The sequence below is a fragment of the Aeoliella fuhlenseeensis genome, assembly GCF_052161615.1.
Taxonomy (GTDB): domain Bacteria; phylum Planctomycetota; class Planctomycetia; order Pirellulales; family Lacipirellulaceae; genus Aeoliella.
On sequence record NZ_CP197417.1, the window covers coordinates 5,328,723 to 5,350,898 of the forward strand.

Consider the following 22,176-nt stretch of genomic DNA (forward strand, 5'->3'; position numbering starts at 1 on the left):
ACCACCTTGTTTTTGGCTCGCGATGGTGCGAGCCCCACGACGCAGCCCGGCCGAGGCGTTGGTCGCCACCTCGAACGGACGCTGCAACCGTTTTTATTTTTCGATTCCCAGCTCGCTGGGCCCTGTTCGTAGAGCTCCTTAGGGCGACCAACACCGGACCAGAAAACGTACCGAGACTGAGGCCGCACCCGCGTGGGCAACACGGTAAGCGGAAGGCCTGTTGAACCAACGCCTGCGCGTGGCCGATCGAGCCCGCGCAACACAAGGAGAGAGAAAAGAACATGAGGCACTCGTTATCGCCCCGCCGCTCCCCCCGCGGCTTCACGCTCGTCGAACTCTTGGTGGTCATCGCCATCATCGGAACGCTGGTAGCCTTGCTGCTACCGGCGGTGCAAGCGGCACGTGAGTCGGCCCGCAACAACACTTGCAAAAACAACATGCGTCAGCTCGGCCTCGCGCTGACCAACTTCGACTCCACCCGCAACCACCTGCCGGGTTACGTGAACGACCTTGAAGACGTTCGGAGCCAAAAGGATGCCCGCGGCCAGTACGGGACGGCACGTCAGGCGAGTTGGATAGTCATGTTGTTTCCTTACATGGAACAGCCAGCCGTTTGGGACAATTGGAACAATTTTAACAACCCGGCGGCCAGTATCCCTGAACTCGAGGTACTCCAGTGCCCTAGCAGCCCCCCCGAGGTTCCTGGCTTCCCGTGGTGCGCGTACGTCGGCAACTCGGGCCAGATGAGTGGAGATCCCACTCGTCCCGATATCTTTGAAAATGCCGCTAACGGAGTTTTCGTGGATCGCAGCGTCAATATGAATGCTATCCCCTCGGGTGCTGCAGACGGACGCGAAATAGGCAGCAACAACAAGCCGAACAAACCACCACAAGTTTCCATTAGCTACATGGCCAACGATGGTGCTTCGAACACGGTGATGGTCAGCGAACGGTTAAACAACTTCTACTGGACCTACACGGACGATAGCAACCAGCCCACACAGTTCTCCCAGGACAAGAATGACATTCTGAAGGACGACGGTCGGTGGTTTGGATTTCAGTGGTCCAACCGACCTGTAAGTGCATGCCCGGAAGGTTATCAAAAGATCAACGGCATCCCCGCTGAAGTTCCCCCGCTATTGAACATGACTGATCTAACCGACTGTAACGCCTATCCTTCCAGCAATCATCCAGGTGGCGTGAACACGTCATTTGGTGATGGTCGAGTGACCTTCATGCTCGACACGCTGGATCCCACTGTGTACGGCCAGATCATGACCACGAACTCCCGGCGCTCCTACTTCCAGCCCGGCGGACCTGGACCTAACAACCCACGCGATGCCCAACTGCCTCCCGTCTCCAGCGATCAGTTCTAAGCAACCCACTCGCTAAGCACCAACACAAAGGGCCGCCGAAGTCTTCGACTTCGGCGGCCCTAGTTGTTTGGCGTTCGTAGTTATCGCAGTTTAGGCTGCGTCTTCGGCGGGGGCGTCGTCGGTCACGTCGCCGGTTTCCGGGGTGACGGTCTCGCCAGGCTTGGCTTCGTTGGAGTCGCGCATCCGCTTCAGCACTTGCTCGGCGTCTGGCGGCAGTTGTTCGTTTGCCATCATCATGCCGCTCTCGCGTAGCTTCTCATGAACGATGGGAAGGAACAGCTCAGCAAACTCGATGCAGGGGGTGTCGTCCGGCGTTTGGTCGCGACCTGCTGCGGAGGTGAAGTAGAGCTTGTAGAGAGCGCGGCAGAAACCAAACTTCAGGCGAGGATCTTCCGGAGCACTCCAGGCGATGTTCACATCGGCGGCCGACTGTCCTTCTTCCAGCTTCTCGGGCTTCCACCAGGCCCAGAACACGCGCTCGTAGTTATCCGCACCACCATCCTGACGATGGAACTTGGTGGTCGCGAACTGCGAAGTCGGAATGTCTTCGATCTCGAAGTTGTAGGTCGATTGCTTTTCGCACTGGTTGTAACCGGCCGCGCGGTAACAGACGGTGGGAGTGTGCTGCGACACTTGGCGGAAGTGGCCCACGATAAACCAAACGGCCACCTGCTGCTTTGTTTTCTGATTGGTGTAGACGCGGTTGATGTAGCCGTCGGCACCAGCGGTCCGCAGCGTCTTCTCGTCCACCGGCTGGTCGACTCCCACCCAGTCACCAATCTCTCGGGGGATTTCGGTCTCCAGCAGGTAGGCACACTGAAGAGCCGGGGTATTGGCGCCCCAGACCCAGTCCATCAACTGCCACTGCTTGACGGTAAGTGGAATGGCGATGAGGCCGACGACGATGAAGGGCAGGTACTTGAGCATTCGTAAACGCCTGAGAGGGAGCGGGTTAACACAATGGAGGAGGTGTCAGGAGACCGCCTGTTGCAAAGCCCCCGAGATTTCCACGGTAGGCGGCAAGCCGGGGGGTGTCAAGCAACGCGACCAGCCACTGGCGGACGGGGCGCGCGGGGACCTCGAATAATTGGTACGAACGGCACAGCCTAAGGGTTCGGACACCCGTGGGCGGGGGCTTCAGCTCGCCAAGGTGCGGTGAAGGATGTGCTGGTAACACTCCAGCGGACGGAGGTAATCCTGCCACAACTGGCGGTTGGCGTGCTGGAGAGCGACGAACTCCTGGGGTGCGAGCTGGTCGTGGAACTGCCGGACGATTTCGCCGATTTGGGGAATCTCGTAACTCTCCACCCAAACGCAATGCTTCCGCCAATCGATCGCGTCCGCGAACGGCAGCACGCAGTCGGTGTTGATGAACAAGGGAATTCGCCCGAGCGACAGGGTTTCATAAAACCGGTAGGAAAAATTGCCCGCCCCGCGGACGCACAGCGTGTAGTCGGAGTCGATGATGTTGTCGAGGTACTCGTTGCGTACCTGCAGGACACTTTGCGGCTCGGCCGCCCCTCGACGACTAACCGTGCCTCCCCAAAACTGGCTTCGACAAATGAAGTTGGTCTTCACGCCGGACGTCCGCTCCAGCACTCGGAGAGCGCGATGCCGGAGCTCTAGACCAAGAACCTTCTGCTTCCTTCGCTGCAGGTGATAGAGCAGCCGCGACCATGCGGTCCCCACGAAGCCGCAGAATCCGACGACAGGCTGCGACTGCTTTTCGCGGGGTGCGAACTCGCGGCCCTCGGCGTAGAAGTCCTTCGAAAAGGCGGGCATCGCCTCTTCGTGCGGCAGCCGAGTGTGGGCCTCGAACGAATCGCGATAGAGCGTGCCGTAGTGGGCGGGCAGGGGGGCCACGTTGTCGCGAGGGTTGAAATACAGGACCGGTTTGCCGAGTTCTCTCGCCCGAGCGACCTCTGGCATCGACTCGCTATTTCCTTCGTAGGCAACCGACAGGATCACCACGTCCGCCTCTTCGAGCGGCGCGACGCGCCAGTGCTTGGGGGCTTCGGCTAACAGCTGTTCGAACTTACCGACTTCGGCCGCGTTGCGAGTGTCTTCGCGGCTGCCGACACCGAGCGCCTGCGCCAAAGCAATCGTCGAATCGTCCGGTTGGTGACCGAAGAAGTGCAGTGAAATCATGGCACCCGCCCGTCGATGTTAACTAGCCGATGTTTACGAGCCGATGACTATTCGCCTAGGAACTTCTTCACGACTTCGTCCGGCGCGGGGCCATAACCGCTGGGAGTCATCGAGCATCCAGCGCGACCCTGGCTGAGGCTACGCATGGCGCTAGAGTAACCAAACAAGTTCGCAAGCGGTGCTTCGGCGTGGAGCACCGTGTCGGATCCTCGCGATTCGGTCTGATGAATAATCGCCCGACGTTGCTGCAGGTCGCCGACAAGATCGCCGACGTGGTCGGCGGGAGTCGAGAGTTCGAGCTTCATGATCGGTTCGAGCAGCACTTCGCCCGCGTCGCGCAAGCCTTGATCAAACGCCAAACTCGCGGCGGTGCGGAACGCGATGTCGGTCGAGTCGGTTTCGTGCACATCGCCACCGAGCACCGTGACCTTGAGCCGCATCAACGGGAAGCCCAAGGTTCCGCCACCCGCAGTGGCGTTCTCGAGTTCTTCGACCACGACGTTCAAAAAGTGATTGGGGAGCCCATGATTGGGATCGACCGAAACCATTACCGGCGGAGCGTGCGCGGCGAGCGGTCCGGTGGCGACGAACGGCTCGACCTTCAGCCGCACCGCTGCGGTGTGCTGGGCACCGTTGATCAGCCGCGAGCACTCGCCCGTCACCTCGACGGCGTGATCGACCGTTTCGCGATAGCTGACCCGTGGGCGATGGACCTTCACGTTGAGTTTGAAGTCGCGTTCGAGGCGGTGCTGAATCACTTCGAGGTGCAATTCGCCCATGCCACTGATGATGGTCTGGCCTGTCTCCTCGTTGTCTTTGGCTGCGAAGGTCGGATCCTGTTTGCGGAGCATGTCGAGCACTTCGGCAAGCTTCTTCTTGTCGGCCGTGCTCTCGGGCTCGATGGCCATCGAGATGACCGTGTCAGGAAACTCGATCGACTCCAGCAGAATCGGCTCGCGAGTATCGCATAGGGTGTCGCCCGTGATGCTGTCGCGAAGGCCAATCACCGCGCAGATGTCGCCCGCCTGCGCGCCAGTGAGCTGCTCGTCTTTCTTCGAGGCGTGGATGCGCCAAAGCTGAGCGACGTTTTCCTTCTTGTCCTTGCCGGGATTCAGCACGCGACTGTTAGGCTTCAGCTCGCCCGAGTAGATGCGAATCCAGTAGAGGTCGCCCGTCTTGTACGGCAGGATCTTGAACACCAGGGCGCAGAACGGCTCCTTGGGGTCTGGCTTGCGGATGATCTTCGCCGGTTCCTCGTCGTCCTTCACTTTGGCCGTGGGGTCGGTGCCAACCACGGGTGGCATCTCCAGCGGATTGGGCAGGTACGCCGCCACGGCGTCGAGCAATGGTTGCACTCCCATGCCATGAAGTGCCGAACCGCAAAGCAGCGGTTGGATTTGCTGGGCGATGGTCGCCTCGCGGAGCACCCTGTGGATTAGCTTCTCCGGAATCTCTTCTTCGGCGAGCGCGAGTTCCATCAGTTCGTTGCTGAAGTCGTACAGCGACTCGAGCAGCCGCTCGCGATAAAGCTGGGCCTCGGGCAGCACGTCCTCGGGAACGTCGAGAGTCTCGATGCGAAGGTCTTCCTTGCCGCCGGGGAAGGTCAGCATCTTCATCCGCACCAGATCAATCACGCCACGGAACGGGGTGTCGGTATGCGCGGGCCCCTGCCCTACCGGGATCTGAATCGGGACCGGGTGCGCTCCCAGGCGTTTCTCGATCTCGTCGAGCACGGCGTAGTAGTCGGCCCCTTCGCGGTCGAGTTTGTTGATGAACGCGATGCGAGGCACGCCGTACTTGTTGGCTTGCCGCCAGACGGTTTCGCTCTGCGCCTCGACTCCCTCACGGGCGCTGAACACGACCACCGCACCGTCGAGCACTCGCAGGCTTCGCTCGACCTCGGCCGTGAAGTCGACATGACCGGGCGTGTCGATCAAGTTGACCTTCACGTCCTTCCACGGGAACTGCACGCACGCCGAATAAATGGTGATGCCGCGTTCGCCCTCTTCGGGATCGTCGTCGGTGGTAGTCGTCCCTGAGTCGACCGCCCCCGCGCGGTGCTTCGCCCCACTCGCCCAAAGCATCTGCTCGGTGACGGTCGTCTTGCCGGCATCGATGTGCGCGATGATGCCGATGTTGCGTAGTTTGGTGAGGTCGATGGCCATGGTGTGTCAGCAGGACGCCGGGCGGGCCGGCGAATTGGTACGGGCAGTTGATTCAGGCTTTGGATTGTTGTCGGTACTCGTCGGTCAGCACGCCAGCGTATCCCCAGTTTTCGTCGTCGACTTCGTCGATGACGATGTGCGTATGCTCGGGCCGCTTGCCGAGCACTTCGACCAACAGGTCGGTGATCCCGCGCACGAGCGCTGCCTTCTTCTCGCGCGTGAGACCTTCCTTGGTGATCTTCACGTTGACGTAAGGCACGAGGGGCTCCCACACGCAATTGAACGGGTACTCGGGGCAGAATGGCGATTCTACCACGATCGCAGCCCGGGTGCTGGGGGCCTAGGATCAGCGAAGACGAGCGACGCGAGTGCGACAGCCAGGGGTTGCTAACCAGCGCATAAAAAAGCCAGGGGCCGGGGACTAGGGTTCTCTACCGAACCCATGTCCTCAGCCCCTGGCCCTATTAAGCGGCAGGTGGCAATTCGGGAGAATGCTACCAGGCGAAGTGGGCGAACGCCTTGTTGGCGTCGGCCATGCGGTGAACGTTTTCGCGACGAGTCATCGCGGTGCCTTCGCGGTTGTAAGCTTGCACCAGCTCGTCGGCCAGCTTCATGTGCGTGGGGCGGCCCTTCTTGTCGCGGATGGCCATCAGCACCCAGCGAATCGCGAGCGATTGCTGACGGGTACGATTGACCTGCATCGGGACCTGGTAAGCGGCACCACCAACGCGCTTGCTGCGAACTTCGATCGCCGGCTTCACGTTCTCAAGGGCTTGCGTGAAAACTTCGATCGGCTCGACGTCTGGCAGGCGCTCTTTGACGAGGTCCAGAGCATCGTAGAACACGCGCTGGGCGGTGCTCTTCTTGCCGTCGTGCATCAGGCAGTTGATGAACTTCGAGGCGAGCAGCGATCCGTAAATCGGATCCGGCTTCATCTGCTTACGGCTGGCGGTGATACGACCCATAGTGGGGAATTCCCAATTCTCAATTAACGAATGACCAATGATTTGTTCGTCTGCCCAACTTGGGAACCACCAAGACCTCTGCTTTGGTCATTGGTCATTCGCCACTGGGCATTCACGCTTAGCTCTTCTTCGCACCGTAGCGGCTGCGGCTTTGCTTACGACCCTTAACGCCCAACGTGTCGAGGGCACCGCGGACCACTTGGTAGCGCACACCGGGGAGGTCGCGAACACGACCGCCACGGACCAGCACGATGCTGTGTTCCTGCAGCGAGTGACCTTCGCCCGGGATGTACACGGTGACTTCCTTGCCGTTCGACAACCGCACGCGGGTGATCTTTCGCAGTGCCGAGTTGGGCTTCTTGGGCGTCATCGTACGCACTTGCAGGCACACGCCGCGCTTGAACGGGCATTTTTCGAGCACCGGCGACTTGGAGAACTTCCGCTTCGCCTTGCGATTCTTGCGTACGAGTTGGTTGATCGTGGGCATTCTAAGGACACGCTTTAGGTTGAATACAGTGAGCAGTTCCACACTGTGGAGAACCACTCAATATAGGGGCTTTTTTCCGCCCGTCAACGGGCACCTCGCCCACTGGGGGCGAGCGTGTTTCCGCCTAGGCCGGCATAATAGTTAATCTAGGGAATCCGAACCCAAATCCTCGCTCGGAGTCGGCTCGGGATCGTTCCCTAACAGGGCGTCGAGGCTGCTCGGAATGGTGCCGACCGTGGGGTGCAGGTCGCCATTGAGCACGTCCAAACTGGCTCCCGATTCCAGCAGCGGGAAGCTCCGCTCCAGCAGCGAGGCCTTCTCGGCCGCCAGGGCTTCGAGGGCTTCGGGGCGGATGCGAACTTCCGACTCCTGAATCGACCGGAAACCAGTACCGGCCGGAATCAGGTGACCCAGGATCACGTTTTCCTTCAGACCAACCAGGTGGTCGGTACGGCCAGCGAGGGCCGCCTCGGTGAGCACCTTGGTGGTTTCCTGGAAGCTGGCTGCCGAGATAAAGCTTTGGCTTTGCACCGACGCCTTGGTAATACCAAGAAGCTGGGTGGCTGCCGTGGCTTTCTTCGGCTTGGTTCCCTTCGCCAGGGCTCCGCCGAGGGCTTCGATCTGGGCGTTGGCTTGCTCTAGGACGTCCTTCGGAACAATGGCACCGACTTCGAAGTCGCTGTCGCCCTTGTCCGAGATCTTCAGGCACTGGGCGACCTTGTCGTTCGCCAGGCGGAAGTCGTACTTGTCGACCACGCTACCCGGGAGCAAATCGGTATCGCCGGGCGACTCGATCTTCACCTTCCGCAGCATCTGCGAGACGATGATTTCGATGTGCTTGTCGTTGATATCGACGCGCTGGCTGCGATAGACGTTTTGAATTTCGCGAGTCAGGTACTGTTGCAGGGCTTCTTCGCCCGAGACACGCAGAATATCGTGCGGCACCAGCGGGCCATCGACCAGCGAGTCGCCGGCCTTGACGATGTCGCCAGTGTGGACGCGAGGATGCTTGTTCTGCGTTACCAAGTGCTCGCGTTCGATGCCGCTTTCGCTGCGAACGATAATCGAGCGCTTGCCACGCTTCTTCTCCTGCATGATCTCCACCACGCCATCGATTTCGGCGATGACCGACGGATCCTTCGGCTTGCGAGCCTCAAAGATTTCCGTCACGCGGGGCAGACCACCGGTGATGTCCTGCGTACCGCCGGCTTCGCGGGGCGTCTTGGCGAGCACCGAGCCAGGCGTGATGACATCGCCTTCTTTGACTTCGAGGTACGCCTTTTCGGGCATGTAGTAGAAGTCGAGGATCTTGCCGTCCTTGGGATCTTCCACCACGATCTGCGGGTGCAGGTCGCCCTTGTGTTCGATCACCATGTAACGAGTGTGACCTGAGGCTTCCTTCTCCGAGCGAATGGTTTCGCCTTCGATCAGGTCCTCGAAGCGGATCTTACCACCCGTCTCGGCGAGAATCGGAATCGAGTGAGGATCCCATTCGCAGAGCACGTCGCCCTTCTTCACGGTCGCGTTTTCATCGAACATGATGTGCGCACCGGTCGGAACGTCGTACTTCTCGATTTCGCGACCCTTCTCGTCGACCAGCGACAGTTCGCCGTTACGAGCCAGCACAATTTGCTGACCCTCGGCGTTGACCACGGCCTTGAGACGGGCGTACTTGACGATACCGTCCTTGGTGGCCTTGATGTCGCTCTTCTCGACGTCGCCGGACGCCACACCACCGATGTGGAACGTACGCATCGTTAGCTGCGTTCCCGGTTCGCCGATACTCTGAGCAGCGATGATACCGACGGCCATGCCTTCTTCGACCAGCGAACCAGTCGACATGTCCATGCCGTAGCACAGACGGCAAATACCGAGAGCGGCATCGCAAGTCATCGCACTGCGGACCTGAATCTTCTCCAGGCCGAGCTCTTCGATCTTCCGGGCGATATCGCCGGTGATCAGGGCGTTCTCGCTCACGATCACTTCGTCGGTGATCGGGTTGACGATGTTCGAGCGGCTCACGCGACCCTTAATCGAGTCGGCGAGGCTCACTTCGACCTTCTCACCGCGATAGATAATACCCTTGGTGATACCTTGGGTCGTCTTGCAGTCGTGCAGCGTGACCACCACGTTCTGTGCGACGTCCGCCAGCTTACGGGTCAAGTAACCCGAGTCGGCCGTCTTCAGAGCCGTATCGGCCAGACCCTTACGAGCACCGTGCGTCGAGCTGAAGTACTCGAGCACCGTCAGGCCTTCACGGAAGTTGGCCTTAATGGGAGTCTCGATAATCTTGCCGCTCGGCTTGGCCATCAGACCTCGCATACCACCGAGCTGACGCATCTGCTCGACACCACCACGAGCACCGGAGTGCGCCATCAAGTACACCGGGTTCACGTAGCCGTCTTTGCGGAAGTCGCTTTCGAGGGCCGACATCATCGCCGCGGTGATTTCTTCGCGGGCATGAGTCCACGCGTCGAGCACGCCGTTATAGCGTTCGCCTTCGGTGATGATACCGCGTTGGTACAGCTTATTACGCTTGAGAACTTCCTTCTCCGCCTCGGCAAGGATCTTCTCCTTGGTCGTCGGCGTGACGAGGTCGTCCGTGGCGAACGACAAACCGCTGAGCGTCGATTGACGGAAGCCCAGGCGATTCATGTCATCCAAGAGGTCAATCGTCTGACGACGGCCGAGGAACTCGTACGAGTCGCTAATCACGCGCGACAACTGACCCGACCGCAGGGCAACGTCGTAGAACGGCATGCCTTGGGGCAGGATCATATTGAAGATCACGCGACCAACGGTCGTGTTGATCACTTTGCCCTTCGAACCGGGCTGATTCATCTCCTCGCGGAGGCAGCGGTCCTTCGGCAGGCGAACTCGGATCTTGGCGTGCGTGGCAACCTTGCCCGAGGCGTAGGCCATCTCGACCTCTTCCATGCTACTAAACACCATGCCGTCACCCTTGCTGTCGGGAACGTTCATCGTGATGTAGTAGCAACCCATCACCACGTCTTGCGACGGGCTAATAATGGGGGCACCGTTGGCTGGGCTGAAGATGTTGTGCGTCGACATCATCAGCGTGTGGGCTTCCACCTGGGCTTCGATCGACAGCGGCAGATGGACTGCCATCTGGTCGCCGTCGAAGTCGGCATTGAAGCCTTTGCACACCAGCGGATGCAGGTTGATCGCGTTGCCTTCCACCAGGATCGGCTCGAACGCCTGAATACCCATGCGGTGCAGCGTGGGGGCACGGTTGAGGAGCACCGGGTGGTTGGTGATCACCTCTTCCAGGATGTCCCAAACTTCTTCGTCCTTGCGCTCCAGCATCTTCTTCGCCGACTTGATCGTGTCGGCGTGGCCCAGCTCCTTGAGCCGGCGGATGATGAACGGCTGGTACAGTTCGAGCGCGATCTTCTTAGGCAGACCGCACTGGTGCAGCTTCAGCTTCGGACCAACCACGATCACGCTACGTGCCGAGTAATCGACACGCTTGCCGAGCAGGTTCTCGCGGAACCGGCCCTGCTTACCCTTGATCATGTCGGTAAGCGACTTCAGCGGGCGATTCGAGCTACCGAGCACAGGACGCTTGCAGCGGTTGTTGTCGAACAAGGCGTCGACCGACTGCTGCAGCATTCGCTTCTCATTGCGAATGATGACCTCAGGAGCGTTGAGGTCCACCAGCTTCTTGAGGCGGTTGTTGCGATTGATGATACGACGGTAGAGGTCGTTGAGATCGCTCGTCGCGAAGTTGCCGCTATCGAGCAACACCAACGGACGAAGGTCGGGCGGAATGACCGGAATCACGTCGAGCACCATCCACTCAGGCTTGTTGTCTGAGTCGCGAATGGCTTCGACCGTCTTCAAGCGGCCAATCAGGTCCTTAGCTTTTTGCTTCGAGCCAGTATCCCGCAAGTCAATGCGAAGTTGCTCGGACAGCTTCACCAGGTCAAGCGCACCCAGCAGTTTGCGAATCGCCTCGGCACCCATGTCGGCCTCGAAGGCTCCTTCGCCGTACTCTTCGCGAGCGGCGCGGAACTCTTCTTCGGTCAGCAGTTGCTGTGGCTTCAGCGGCGTGTTGCCGGGATTGGTAACCACGTAGTCCTGGAAGTAGATCACCTTCTCCAGGCTGGTGGTCTTCATCGCCAGCAGCGAACCAAGGCGGCTCGGCATGGCCTTGAAGAACCAGATGTGCACGATCGGCGCGGCGAGCTCGATGTGGCCCATGCGCTTGCGACGCACCCGGCTGTGCGTCACTTTCACGCCGCAGCGGTCGCAGATCATGCCCTTGTACTTCATGCCGCGGTACTTACCGCAGGCGCACTCCCAGTCCTTTTCGGGGCCGAAAATCCGCTCGCAGAACAAACCATCCTTCTCCGGACGGTAGGTCCGGTAGTTGATGGTCTCGGGCTTCTTCACTTCGCCGAACGACCAGCTACGGATGTCATGAGGCCGGGCGAGGCTGATCTTGACCGAGGCGTAGTCGTTGATGCGATCGAAGTTGGAAGTTTCGAGCAGGCTCATACTTAAACTCCTGGAAAATTTATTTCACGCCGAGGCGCGAAGTCGCAAAGAACGGGTGGTACCTTTCTCATCGCTTCGCATTAGCAAGGCGCGGCGTGAGAAAGGCGGACTCTCTGCGTTAAATCAAATCTGTCGCTTTTCGAGTTGCATATTGAGACCCAGGCCGCGGATCTCGTTCGTGAGCACGTCGAAGCTCGCCGGCGTACCGGCTTCCAGCGTGTTCTCGCCCTTGACCATCGACTCGTAAATCTTCGTACGCCCTTCGACGTCGTCCGACTTCACCGTCAGCAGTTCCTGCAGAATGTAAGCGGCACCGTAGGCCTCGAGGGCCCACACTTCCATTTCGCCGAAACGCTGACCGCCGAACCGAGCCTTACCGCCGAGCGGCTGCTGGGTGATCAGCGAGTACGGGCCTGTGCTGCGGGCGTGGACCTTGTCGTCCACCAAGTGATGCAGCTTGAGCATGTAGATGAAACCAACGGTGGTCGTCTGTTCGAACGGTTCGCCGGTGCGACCGTCGTAGAGGCGAGCCTTGCCATTGCGTGGCAAGCCGGCCTGCACTAGGCAATCGTTGATTTCGTCTTCGTTCGCTCCGTTGAATACTGGCGTCACAGCCCGGAAGCCGAGCTTGGCACCAGCCCAACCGAGATGGGTCTCAAGAATCTGACCCACGTTCATACGGCTCGGAACGCCCAGCGGGTTGAGCATGATCTGGATCGGGGTGCCGTCTTCGAGGAACGGCATGTCCTCGATCGGCATGATCTTCGAAATCACACCCTTGTTACCGTGGCGGCCGGCCATCTTGTCACCCACCGAGATCACTCGCTTGGTGGCAATGTAGACCTTCACCATCTGCAACACGCCGCTGCGGAGCTCGTCGCCACGCTTCATGCTGTTGAGTTTGCGGTCCCGCTCGTCCATCGCCTCTTCGACGCTGGTCCAATACTGCTTGTACGCTTTCTCGAGCAGCTTCTTCTTGTCGGGGCTACGAACGTCAATCGCATCGAGCTTGAACGTCTGGGCTTGCTCGGCGACGAACTTGGGATCCTGGCCATGGACCAGCGAGTTGCCATCGTCGTCGGTCAGCTTGCGACCCAGAACCGTTTCGAGTTCCGTTACCAAGCCGGTGAACGCAGCGGCGATCGCTTCGTTTCCTTCGGTCTCGGCAACCTTCAGCGATTGCTCGAATTCCTTCCGTTCGTCTTCCGACAGGCTCATGCGACGCGAGAACTTCTGCGTGTCGATCACGATGCCCTCGACGCCCGAGGGAACTTCGAGCGAATCGTTCTTCACGTCTTCGCCGGCACGACCGAAAATGGCGTGCAGTAGCTTCTCTTCCGGCGTCAGTTCGGTCTTGCTCTTCGGCGAAACCTTACCCACGAGAATATCGCCCGGCTCGACGTAGGTGCCGATCTGGACAATACCGCTCTCGTCGAGGTTACGAAGCATCTTCTCGCTGACATTGGGAATGTCACGCGTGAACTCTTCGCGACCGAGCTTGGTTTCGCGGATCTCGACGTCGAACTCTTCGATGTGAATCGAAGTGTAGGTGTCGCGCTGTACCAGCTCTTCGCTCAGGATGATCGCGTCTTCGTAGTTGTAACCTTCGAACGACATGAAGGCGACGAGCACGTTGCGACCCAGCGCCAGTTCGCCCTTGAACGTCGCGGCACCGTCGGCGATTACATCGCCCTTCTCGACCTTGTCGCCCGGCTTGACGATCGGCTTCTGGTTCTGGCAGGTACGCTCGTTGAGACCAACGAACTTACGCAGCTTGTGAACCTCGGGGCCAATCTCGATGCGCTCGGCGTCAACGTAGGTCACCGTGCCCTTGTGGCCAGCGCGAACGAGCATACCGCTATGACGCGCGACGTCTTTCTCAAGACCCGTGCCCACCACCGGTGGCTCGGCCACCAACAGCGGCACCGCTTGGCGCTGCATGTTGGATCCCATGAGCGCGCGGTTGGCATCGTCGTGCTCGAGGAACGGAATCAGACCGGCCGACACACCGATCATCTGGCTCGGCGCGACGTCGATGTACTCGATCTTGTCGGTCGGAACCAGCACGAAGTCGGAGTGGAAGCGGGCGACGATCGTGTCCCCCTTCAGCTTGTCGTTCTCAATCGGCGAGTCGGCCGAGGCCACGTAAGCCCGGTGCTCCTCGTCGGCACGCAACCAAACGATGTCGTCGGTGAGCTTGGTGTTCTTGATCACGCGGTAGGGCGTGATCAGGAAGCCGTACTCGTCCACCGAGGCATACATCGCCAAGCTGGAAATCAGACCAATGTTCGTACCTTCCGGCGTCTCAATCGGACAGATACGACCGTAGTGCGAAATGTGAACGTCACGCACTTCGAAGCCGGCACGCTTGCGATTCAAACCACCCGGGCCAAGGGCCGATAGACGACGCTCGTGAGTGAGCATCGACAGCGGGTTGGTCTGGTCGACGACCTGCGAGAGCTCGCCACGGCCAAAGAAATACTCGATGGCCGCCGAGATGCTCTTGGGGTTGATCAGGCTGCGAGGAGTCATGTCCTCCTGATCCTTCAGGCTCATCCGCTCCTGGACGGTGCGGCGAAGCTTCAGGAAGCCCTTGCGAAGTTCGTCACTCGCCAACTCGTCAATCGTACGCAACCGGCGATTGCCCAAGTGATCGATGTCGTCGACGTGGTACTCCGACTCACCAGCGGCAAGACCGAGAATGTACGACACCGAGTTGATCACGTCCTCGGGGCGGAGAATCATCTCCGTCTCGGGCACGTTGATATCGAGCTTGCGATTGATACGGAAGCGACCCACGCGACCCAAGCGATAGCGATTGGTATCGTAGAACTTCTCGTGGAACAGAGTCCGCGCCTTCTCGAGCTGCGGGGGATTACCAGGACGAAGCCGCTGGTAGATACGCAGCAGTGCTTCCTCGTGGCTCGCAGTGACGTCGTCCGCCAACGCATTAAGGAGATGCGGCGTCGCCGGGGGCTCCATGATCTCGACGGACTTCACGCCCGACGTGCAGATCAACTCCGCCGTGTTCTTGGTGATCTTATTGCCGCACTCGACAATGATCTCGCCGGCGCGATCGCTGCCAACTGGATAGACGATGTCGTCGACCGCCACCTTGCCTTCGATCTTCGTGGCGCTGCGGCCATCGACGATCTTCTGCTTGGTGGTTTCGGCGAACGCACGGAGGATATCCGAATCGAGCGAGTACTTCGGGTCCATCGCACGAAGCAGCGTCATCACCGAGAACTTGCCGCTCTGATCGATGCGGACAGTGATGCTGTCTTTCTTCGTGGTGTTGACTTCGATCCAGCTTCCACGCTCGGGAATCACGCGGCAGCTATAGACCTTACGCTCGCCAGCTTCCATTTCGCTAACGAAGTCGATACCAGGACTGCGGTGCAATTGGCTCACCACGACGCGCTCGGCACCGTTGATGATGAACTCGCCACCACCCAGCATGATGGGCAGGTCGCCCAGGTACACCTCTTCGTCCAGCGGCTCGTCGCCCTTATTCAGGCGCAGCCAAATACGGAACGGCCGTCCATAGGTCAAACGCAACTGACGGCACTCGTCCGGATCGTAGCGCGGCTTCCCCAGTTCGTAATGGAGGTACTGCAAGTTGATCGACTTGTCGTAGCTCTCGATGGGGAAAATTTCCTGCAGAACCGCTTCCAGACCATCGTCCTTACGCTTCTGCGTAGGCGCACCACTTCCCGAGTACTGCAAGAAGCGGGCGTAGCTGGCGGTTTGGATCTGAGTAAGATCCGGAATTTCCAGCGGATCGCGGCCGCCGCCAAAGCGGCGGACGACGGGCGTTTCGAGACGACGTTGCGCAGGCACAGCCATGGCGAATCTACTCCAGTGCTAGGACACAAGGGTCCGTAGGAAGTCGATAGAGGGACGCAGCCGGAGCGTCGGGCGCAGCGAGCCACCCGAGGTGCGCGACCTGCGCGCAGCAGGCTCCGGCACACTTCACCGTAAGGGCGGATGGAAAGGCCAGGGACGGAAAGCTCATGCAATCAGCCGAGGGGAGAGAGCAGGCAAACGCGAGCTGCGGACCAGTAGTTATACCAGGTCGCAGCCCCCTTGGGCACCTGGGTGGCATAAAAATTGCTTAAATAGGCAATCGCCGAACCCCGGGGAGCCAGCAATGCTAGCACCCGGGGTACGTACACCACCCACACAGTTCCGAATCAAGACGCGCAGCTGCCCGCCGCTGGGGCGGGCCGCCGAACTACTTGACCGAGACGGTAGCACCTGCTTCTTCCAGTTCGGCCTTGATCTTCGCGGCATCTTCCTTGGAGACGCCTTCCTTGACCTTGCTCGGAGCGCCTTCGACCAGGTCTTTGGCTTCCTTCAGGCCGAGGCCCGTGATGGTGCGAATCACCTTGATCACGCCGATCTTCTTGTCGCCGAAACCTTCGAGGATGACATCGAAGTCGGTCTTCTCTTCGGCTGCAGCAGCACCGCCGCCATCAGCAGGGGCCGCCATCATGATGGCACCGCCGCCGGCAGCCGGCTCAATGCCGTGGACGTCCTTCAGATAATCGCTGAGTTCCTTGGCCTCTTTCAGAGTCAGGCCAATGATCTTCTCGCCGAGCTGCTTGGTGGTCTCGGAGTATTCGGCAACGGCTGCTTCATCGCTCATGGTAACGTTCCCTTTCTCGCTGGGTGTGCGGCGGGAGGGCCGCAAAAGTGGACTGGATCTGGATAATTATGTGGGCTTGGCAATCGCTACCGTGGCTGCGCCGAAACCGCTCGCAAATACGGAAATTCTTCCGTTCTATGTCTTTTCTCTTCGAGAGCTGAACCAAGTCAGCTCTACTCCGCTGCCGCCTCAGCCGCAGGCTCGCTCGAACCGTCGCCATCCTTCTCGCCTAGTTGCTTGATCTGGCTCGCCAGATTTGCACCACCTGCAAGAAGCTGCGACGAAAGCTTGGCACCCGGCGACAGGATTTGGCCCATCAGGATGCTGAGCTGCTCACCGCGGCTTGGCCACTTACTGACAGCCTTCACGTCGTCGGCGGACAGCTTCGAGCCATCCATCACACCGCCCTTGGCCTTCAGCTTCTCGAACTGCTTGGTGCTGGCAACCTTCGTGACCTCCTTGGCCAAAGACACAATGTCCTCAGCACCCCAGATCACGGCCGTGTTACCGCTGGCACCATCGAACGCCGGGCGGAGCAGCGTGCCTTCACTGGCACGCCGAGCCAGGCTGTTCTTGACGACCAGCATGTGGATATTCTTCTCGCGAAGCTGCTTCCGCAGGGCCACCGCGTCGTTGGCCTCCAGCAGGGCAACATCGACCAGCAGGGCGTCGTTCACGCCTTCCCAACGACCCTGCAGGTCCTTGGTGATGTACTGTTTAACTGGCTTGCTCATGGCAATCTGTAGGGGGTAAGGGCCTGCCGTGCCACACCTGGCACCGACTTAGCCATTCGCGAACTAGATAGACACCATCACGCTGGGGCTCATCGTGGCACTCAAGTGCACCGACTTGACGTACACGCCCTTCACGGCCGACGGCTTGACGCTGACAATCCGGTCGACAAACGCCTGAACGTTCTCAACCAGCTTCTCGGAATCGAAGCTCAGCTTGCCGACGATGGCGTGAATATTACCACCCTTGTCATTGCGGAACTCGACCTTACCCGCCTTGTACTCCTCGACCGTCTTGCCGACGTCCGGAGTCACGGTACCCGCACGAGGCGAAGGCATCAAACCACGAGGACCGAGCACACGGCCAAGCGGACCGACAACCTTCATCATGTCCGGAGCGGCGATACAGACATCGAAGTCAGTCCAGCCGCCAAGAATCCTCTTGGCGAGCTCGTCGTCACCCACCTCGTCCGCACCCGCTGCACGAGCAGCATCAGCCTGAGGACCCTTGGCGAACACCACCACCCGCTGATCCTTGCCGATGCCATGAGGCAGGACAATCGACCCACGGACAATCTGGTCAGCCTGGGCATGATCGACACCAAGTCGCATCGCCACCTCGACCGATTGGTCGAACTTCGGCTTGTCGTACCCCTTCAGGGCGTTCACCGCCTCAGCCAGAGGCAGCGCGGTCTTCGGCTTCTTAGCAGCAGCCGACTTCAGTCGCTTAGAGAGCTTTGGCATATTGCTTCCCCCTTTCGCGGGAAGTGTGGTTCAAACCGCCGCGACCACTACGGCCGGACGTCCCACGTTTAAAATGACTTCGATTTAACCTTCAACAACCAAGCCCATGCTGCGTGCAGTGCCGGCGATCATTCGCACGGCGTGCTCCAAGTCACGGGCATTCAGATCGGCCATTTTCGTGGTCGCGATCTCTTCGAGCTGAGCGTTGCTAACCTTACCCACCTTCGTCTTATTCGGCACGCCAGAGCCCTTCGCCAAGCCAGCCGCCTTCTTCAGCAGCACAGCGGCGGGGGGACTTTTGGTGATGAAGTCGAACGAGCGGTCGTTGTAGACGCTCACCACCACGGGGATCATCATGCCATTCGCTTCGCGAGTGGCTTCGTTGAATGCCTGGACGAATTGCCCCAGGTTGATGCCGTGCTTACCTAGCGCGGTACCCACAGGAGGAGCCGGAGTCGCCTGTCCGCCCGGGATCTGAAATGCCGCCTTGGCAACGAGTTGCTTGGCCATGACCGTAACGCAGTGGGGATAAAGTATCTATTAGGCTTGAATTTCGGCAACTGCCGAGCCCTGTTTTGTACCCGCAGTTGGGAAACAGGGGAAGGGGGGTGGTGTGATTTTCAAAAACCACACCCAACTGTCGCTTGCGGCTTAGCCTAGAGAGGCTGTTTGGCCTAGATTACCTCGACCTGCCAGTACTCCAACTCCACCGGCGTGGGACGGCCGAAGATGCTCAGCATCACGGTGACCCGGCCATGAGCCTCGTCGATCTGGCTCACTTCGCCTTCGAAGTTCTCGAAGTTGCCTTCCATGACCTTGACCTTGTCGCCGGGGCTGAACTTGATGTCCAGCTTCGGGGCTTCTTCAGCCACCTCGACGTCCGATTGCAGGATCAGGGCAATCTCGTTCGGCTGCATCGGACTTGGCTTGCCGGCTGAACCGGTGAAGTCGCCGATGCCCGAGGTTTCGCGAATAGCAAACCAGGTATCGTCGTTCACGTGCATCTGGACGGCGATGTAGCCCGGCCATAGCTTCCGCTCGACGATCTTCTTCTTGCCGCCCTTGAACTCGGTGACCTTCTCGGTCGGAACCAGCACCTGACCGAAGAGCTTGTCCAGCCCTTCGATGGCAATCTTCCGCTTCAAGGCGTCGGCGATCGATCGCTCGCGGTTACTCTGAACCTTGAGGATGTACCACTCGAGCTTAATCTCTTCCTCTTCGGGCACATCGAGTTCGATAGGGCCGCGAGGGGTAGTCCGCACGGGCTGGGCGTTTGCTTCGTCCTCGTCGTCGATCTCGTCGAAATCCTCTTCGGACGATTCATCGACGATATTCTCCATCACGGTGTCGTCGGAGGAGGGAGTTTCGTCGTCTGGCTCGTCGTCATCGCCGGTCATGTCTTCGAGCACGCGCTCGGCGTCTTCAAGGGCTTCGCGAGCCGCCTCGGGATCTTCCGAGGTATTGAGCACCTCTTCCATCTCGCCATCGACATTCTCACTCAGGCCGCCGGCCGTGCCGCGGGCCAGAGCCGTTCCGTCGTCCGCGGGGTCGCCTTCCACCGGACTAGCTGGCGCGGAGGTATCCCGGTCGTGCGTCCCCTCGGACGCCGATTCGGCCAGTGCTTCGCGCTGCAGTTTTTCGGCTTCGTTCTCCACGCTTACTCCAAGGCTACTTCGTACCCGCGATTACCGAGCTTGCTCGGTGAGGACTTCCGCTTCCGTGGCTCCCGCTCGAACCAGCGATTCCAGCCAGCCCTTCAACGTCAACAGCAACATGTCAAAACCAAAGAGCAAGCCGGCAAGCAAGAAGATCACCAGGATCACGACGATCGAGGCATTGATCAGCTCGCGCCGCTTGGGCCAGGCTACCTTGTTCATCTCGGCTTCGACCGAAATCAAGAAGTCCGCGAACTGGGGCATCTGCACCAGGCGGAAAGATGCCCATAGACCGACCGCCAGGATTGCCAGAGGCACCGAGTAGCGGACGGCTGGATTCTCAACTTCCTGCATCGCGAACGACAGCGACCAGCAACCCAGCGCGATAATGATTGCGAGGGCTGCAAACGTAACCTGACGGACAATGCGTCCTTGGCTACGCTTGTAGATGTCGAACTTTAGCAGCTCCGAAAGGAACGCACCCACTGACGACTCCCGCCACACGGTAGAACTTCCTGCGGGCCCCGTCCAACACCTGGACGAGGATACCCTGGCTCCTCGGCTTCGCACATAAAAATGGCAGGGGCGGTGGGAATCGAACTCACAACCTCTGGTTTTGGAGACCAGCGCTCTGCCAATTGAGCTACGCCCCTACATATCTCGAATGCCCAAGCACGAATGACCAATGACCAGAATCGGTCATTGGTCATTCAGCTTTTGGACATCAATTACTCAAGAATCTTCGTTACAACGCCCGAACCGACGGTCTTGCCACCTTCGCGGATAGCGAAGCGGACACCGTCTTCCATGGCGATTGGCTTCGACAGCTCGACGCTAATGCGAGTGTTGTCGCCAGGCATGCACATTTCGGCATCGCCCATCAGGTTGGCCGAACCAGTGACGTCCGTCGTGCGGAAGTAGAACTGAGGACGGTAGCCGCTGAAGAACGGGGTGTGGCGTCCGCCTTCTTCCTTGCTCAAGACGTACACTTCGCCTTCGAACTTGGTGTGCGGGGTAACCGAACCCGGCTTGGCCAGAACCTGACCACGCTGAATGTCTTCACGCTTCACACCACGCAGCAGGCAACCGACGTTGTGACCGGCTTCAGCCGATTCCATCGTCTTGTTGAACGCCTCGACGCCGGTGCAGGTGGTCTTGGTGGGGGCGGCAGTGAGACCAATGATCTCGACTTCGTCACCAACCTTCACGCGACCCTTCTCGACACGGCCGGTAGCAACAGTACCACGACCTTCGATCGAGAACACGTCTTCGATGGCCATCAGGAACGGCTTGTCGACTTCGCGGGTGGGCTCGTCGATGTAGCTGTCGATGGCGTCCATCAGCTCGCTGATGCACTTCGAAGCTTCAGGGTCCGAAGGATTGTCGTAAGCGGCCTTCGAGTTACCACGAATCACGGGGACTTCGTCGCCGGGGAAGCCGTTCTTGTCCAGCAGTTCGCGAACTTCGATTTCGACGAGCTCCAGCAGCTCTTCGTCGTCGACCAGGTCGCACTTATTGAGGTAGACCACCACCTTGGGCACACCGACTTGGCGGGCCAGCAGGATGTGCTCGCGGGTCTGGGGCATCGGTCCGTCCGGAGCCGAAACGACCAGGATCGCGCCGTCCATCTGGGCGGCACCGGTGATCATGTTCTTGATAAAGTCAGCATGGCCCGGGCAGTCGATGTGGGCGTAATGACGATTGGCGGTCTCGTACTCGACGTGAGCCGCGGCAATGGTCACGGTCTTGGTCGCGTCGCGAACCGTACCGCCCTTGGCGATATCAGCATAGGACTTAGCCTGGGCGAGGCCCTTTGCAGCCTGCACAGCCACAATGGCGCCAGTGGTGGTGGTTTTGCCGTGGTCGATGTGACCGATGGTGCCGACGTTCACGTGCGGCTTCTTGCTGGTAAAAAGAGCCTTGGCCATTTTCGTCCCTAACTCAAATACTTGTTGAAATACAGAAGCTGGAAAAATTAAAAGGTAACCGGAAAGTCACCACTGTGAAAGCTGCTGACGCGACTCGAACGCGTGACCTCGTCCTTACCAAGGACGTGCTCTACCAACTGAGCTACAGCAGCGAATCATCTCTAAAACTCGTCTCTCTCGAAGCCGCCAGCTTCACGCCAGCAGACCTCGCCAAGCGGGTGAAGGGAATCGAACCCTCGTCTTCAGCTTGGAAGGCTATTGCTCTACCATTGAGCTACACCCGCAATCACGGGAAATCTCAATGCCCAAGTCTCAATGACCAACGCCTCGCGGCAACCTCAGCACCTTCCCGGATTGGTCATTGGTCATTCGACATTGGTCATTTTCCTAAGTGGGAGGTGCAGGATTCGAACCTGCGAAGGCATAAGCCATCAGATTTACAGTCTGACCCGTTTGACCGCTTCGGTAACCTCCCCTTTCGGGGTTTCGCGGCCCTGACAAATCCCCCTCTCGCGCCGTCCGGCTCGGGGACCACCACCGACCAGCGAAGCCTGTGAGTGCCCCCGAAGGTTCACTCAACGCGGAGAGATTTGCCTGCCGCGGCCGCAAAATCTCGCATCAATTCGCTCTCGCGTCGGCCACAAGGAGAGAGCTAGCGGAGGGACTTGAACCCACAACCTGCGGTTTACAAAACCGCTGCTCTGCCAATTGAGCTACGCTAGCGCGAATCTACGCGATATCGTGCGAATCGCCTAATATACAGGGGACACCAACTGCCGCAAGGGTGGTTCGCTCCCGCCCCCACGAA

16 protein-coding genes and 5 tRNA genes are annotated in these 22,176 nt (G+C 59.4%); 1 reads left to right on the top strand and 20 read right to left on the bottom strand.

The annotated features are described in order from the left end of the window. Window positions 1-281: 281 nt before the first annotated feature. Window positions 282-1,376, top strand: coding sequence for a DUF1559 family PulG-like putative transporter (locus SH292x_RS20920; protein ID WP_442482971.1), 1,095 nt, complete (start codon window positions 282-284; stop codon window positions 1,374-1,376). A 90-nt stretch (window positions 1,377-1,466) separates the two neighbouring features. Here the strand turns inward: SH292x_RS20920 and SH292x_RS20925 are convergent, their stop codons facing one another. The 20 genes from SH292x_RS20925 to SH292x_RS21020 all read right to left on the bottom strand — a co-directional run bounded on the left by SH292x_RS20925 (window position 1,467) and on the right by SH292x_RS21020 (window position 22,091). Next, window positions 1,467-2,303 carry an exosortase-associated EpsI family protein gene (locus tag SH292x_RS20925; protein ID WP_442482972.1) on the bottom strand — a complete coding sequence of 279 codons (837 nt, stop codon included), beginning with the start codon at window positions 2,301-2,303 and terminating at the stop codon, window positions 1,467-1,469. A 210-nt stretch (window positions 2,304-2,513) separates the two neighbouring features. Then, window positions 2,514-3,524: an exostosin domain-containing protein gene (locus SH292x_RS20930; protein ID WP_442482973.1), complete on the bottom strand. Its 1,011-nt coding sequence runs from the start codon at window positions 3,522-3,524 to the stop codon at window positions 2,514-2,516. Between the two features lie 47 nt (window positions 3,525-3,571). Continuing rightward, window positions 3,572-5,689, bottom strand: a complete 2,118-nt coding sequence (fusA, locus tag SH292x_RS20935; protein WP_442482974.1) for an elongation factor G — start codon at window positions 5,687-5,689, stop codon at window positions 3,572-3,574. Window positions 5,690-5,741: 52 nt separating this feature from the next. Then, window positions 5,742-5,948 carry a tautomerase family protein gene (locus SH292x_RS20940; RefSeq protein WP_442482975.1) on the bottom strand — a complete coding sequence of 69 codons (207 nt, stop codon included), beginning with the start codon at window positions 5,946-5,948 and terminating at the stop codon, window positions 5,742-5,744. A gap of 235 nt (window positions 5,949-6,183) precedes the next feature. Continuing rightward, complete coding sequence (gene rpsG / locus SH292x_RS20945; protein ID WP_442482976.1) at window positions 6,184-6,654, bottom strand: 30S ribosomal protein S7; 471 nt, start codon at window positions 6,652-6,654, stop codon at window positions 6,184-6,186. Window positions 6,655-6,772: 118 nt separating this feature from the next. Continuing rightward, window positions 6,773-7,141 (bottom strand): 30S ribosomal protein S12, encoded by a 369-nt coding sequence (gene rpsL / locus SH292x_RS20950; RefSeq protein ID WP_442482977.1) that lies wholly within the window; start codon window positions 7,139-7,141, stop codon window positions 6,773-6,775. Window positions 7,142-7,282: 141 nt separating this feature from the next. Next, entirely contained in the window at window positions 7,283-11,662 is a 4,380-nt protein-coding gene (gene rpoC, locus SH292x_RS20955) for a DNA-directed RNA polymerase subunit beta' (RefSeq protein WP_442482978.1), read from the bottom strand. 123 nt (window positions 11,663-11,785) lie between these two features. After that, entirely contained in the window at window positions 11,786-15,508 is a 3,723-nt protein-coding gene (rpoB, locus tag SH292x_RS20960; RefSeq protein WP_442482979.1) for a DNA-directed RNA polymerase subunit beta, read from the bottom strand. A 388-nt stretch (window positions 15,509-15,896) separates the two neighbouring features. Then, window positions 15,897-16,310 (bottom strand): 50S ribosomal protein L7/L12, encoded by a 414-nt coding sequence (gene rplL / locus SH292x_RS20965; RefSeq protein ID WP_442482980.1) that lies wholly within the window; start codon window positions 16,308-16,310, stop codon window positions 15,897-15,899. Window positions 16,311-16,483: 173 nt separating this feature from the next. Further along, window positions 16,484-17,044 carry a 50S ribosomal protein L10 gene (gene rplJ, locus SH292x_RS20970; protein ID WP_442482981.1) on the bottom strand — a complete coding sequence of 187 codons (561 nt, stop codon included), beginning with the start codon at window positions 17,042-17,044 and terminating at the stop codon, window positions 16,484-16,486. Window positions 17,045-17,107: 63 nt separating this feature from the next. Next, entirely contained in the window at window positions 17,108-17,785 is a 678-nt protein-coding gene (gene rplA / locus SH292x_RS20975) for a 50S ribosomal protein L1 (protein ID WP_442482982.1), read from the bottom strand. A gap of 84 nt (window positions 17,786-17,869) precedes the next feature. Then, window positions 17,870-18,295 (bottom strand): 50S ribosomal protein L11, encoded by a 426-nt coding sequence (rplK, locus tag SH292x_RS20980; RefSeq protein ID WP_442482983.1) that lies wholly within the window; start codon window positions 18,293-18,295, stop codon window positions 17,870-17,872. A gap of 164 nt (window positions 18,296-18,459) precedes the next feature. After that, window positions 18,460-19,440, bottom strand: coding sequence for a transcription termination/antitermination protein NusG (gene nusG, locus SH292x_RS20985; RefSeq protein WP_442482984.1), 981 nt, complete (start codon window positions 19,438-19,440; stop codon window positions 18,460-18,462). A 30-nt stretch (window positions 19,441-19,470) separates the two neighbouring features. Further along, window positions 19,471-19,926, bottom strand: coding sequence for a preprotein translocase subunit SecE (gene secE / locus SH292x_RS20990; RefSeq protein WP_442482985.1), 456 nt, complete (start codon window positions 19,924-19,926; stop codon window positions 19,471-19,473). A gap of 91 nt (window positions 19,927-20,017) precedes the next feature. Further along, window positions 20,018-20,093 (bottom strand) — tRNA-Trp (locus SH292x_RS20995). Between the two features lie 75 nt (window positions 20,094-20,168). After that, window positions 20,169-21,368 carry an elongation factor Tu gene (tuf, locus tag SH292x_RS21000; protein WP_442482986.1) on the bottom strand — a complete coding sequence of 400 codons (1,200 nt, stop codon included), beginning with the start codon at window positions 21,366-21,368 and terminating at the stop codon, window positions 20,169-20,171. A 79-nt stretch (window positions 21,369-21,447) separates the two neighbouring features. Next, window positions 21,448-21,520 (bottom strand) — tRNA-Thr (locus SH292x_RS21005). Window positions 21,521-21,581: 61 nt separating this feature from the next. Next, window positions 21,582-21,652: transfer RNA gene (locus SH292x_RS21010), tRNA-Gly, on the bottom strand. 108 nt (window positions 21,653-21,760) lie between these two features. Beyond that, a tRNA-Tyr gene (locus tag SH292x_RS21015) sits at window positions 21,761-21,843 on the bottom strand. A 175-nt stretch (window positions 21,844-22,018) separates the two neighbouring features. Further along, window positions 22,019-22,091, bottom strand: a tRNA-Thr gene (locus tag SH292x_RS21020). Window positions 22,092-22,176 lie beyond the last annotated feature (85 nt).

What these genes read in the sequence shown, in the direction of transcription:
- SH292x_RS20920 (WP_442482971.1), top strand. Translation starts at nt 282, where the DNA reads ATGAGGCACTCGTTATCGCCCCGCCGCTCCCCCCGCGGCTTCACGCTC.
- rpsL (WP_442482977.1), bottom strand. Translation starts at nt 7,141, where the DNA reads ATGCCCACGATCAACCAACTCGTACGCAAGAATCGCAAGGCGAAGCGG.
- rpoC (WP_442482978.1), bottom strand. Translation starts at nt 11,662, where the DNA reads ATGAGCCTGCTCGAAACTTCCAACTTCGATCGCATCAACGACTACGCC.
- rpoB (WP_442482979.1), bottom strand. Translation starts at nt 15,508, where the DNA reads ATGGCTGTGCCTGCGCAACGTCGTCTCGAAACGCCCGTCGTCCGCCGC.
- rplK (WP_442482983.1), bottom strand. Translation starts at nt 18,295, where the DNA reads ATGGCCAAGCAACTCGTTGCCAAGGCGGCATTTCAGATCCCGGGCGGA.
- SH292x_RS20930 (WP_442482973.1), bottom strand. Translation starts at nt 3,524, where the DNA reads ATGATTTCACTGCACTTCTTCGGTCACCAACCGGACGATTCGACGATT.
- fusA (WP_442482974.1), bottom strand. Translation starts at nt 5,689, where the DNA reads ATGGCCATCGACCTCACCAAACTACGCAACATCGGCATCATCGCGCAC.
- SH292x_RS20925 (WP_442482972.1), bottom strand. Translation starts at nt 2,303, where the DNA reads ATGCTCAAGTACCTGCCCTTCATCGTCGTCGGCCTCATCGCCATTCCA.
- rplA (WP_442482982.1), bottom strand. Translation starts at nt 17,785, where the DNA reads ATGCCAAAGCTCTCTAAGCGACTGAAGTCGGCTGCTGCTAAGAAGCCG.
- rpsG (WP_442482976.1), bottom strand. Translation starts at nt 6,654, where the DNA reads ATGGGTCGTATCACCGCCAGCCGTAAGCAGATGAAGCCGGATCCGATT.
- rplJ (WP_442482981.1), bottom strand. Translation starts at nt 17,044, where the DNA reads ATGAGCAAGCCAGTTAAACAGTACATCACCAAGGACCTGCAGGGTCGT.
- tuf (WP_442482986.1), bottom strand. Translation starts at nt 21,368, where the DNA reads ATGGCCAAGGCTCTTTTTACCAGCAAGAAGCCGCACGTGAACGTCGGC.
- rplL (WP_442482980.1), bottom strand. Translation starts at nt 16,310, where the DNA reads ATGAGCGATGAAGCAGCCGTTGCCGAATACTCCGAGACCACCAAGCAG.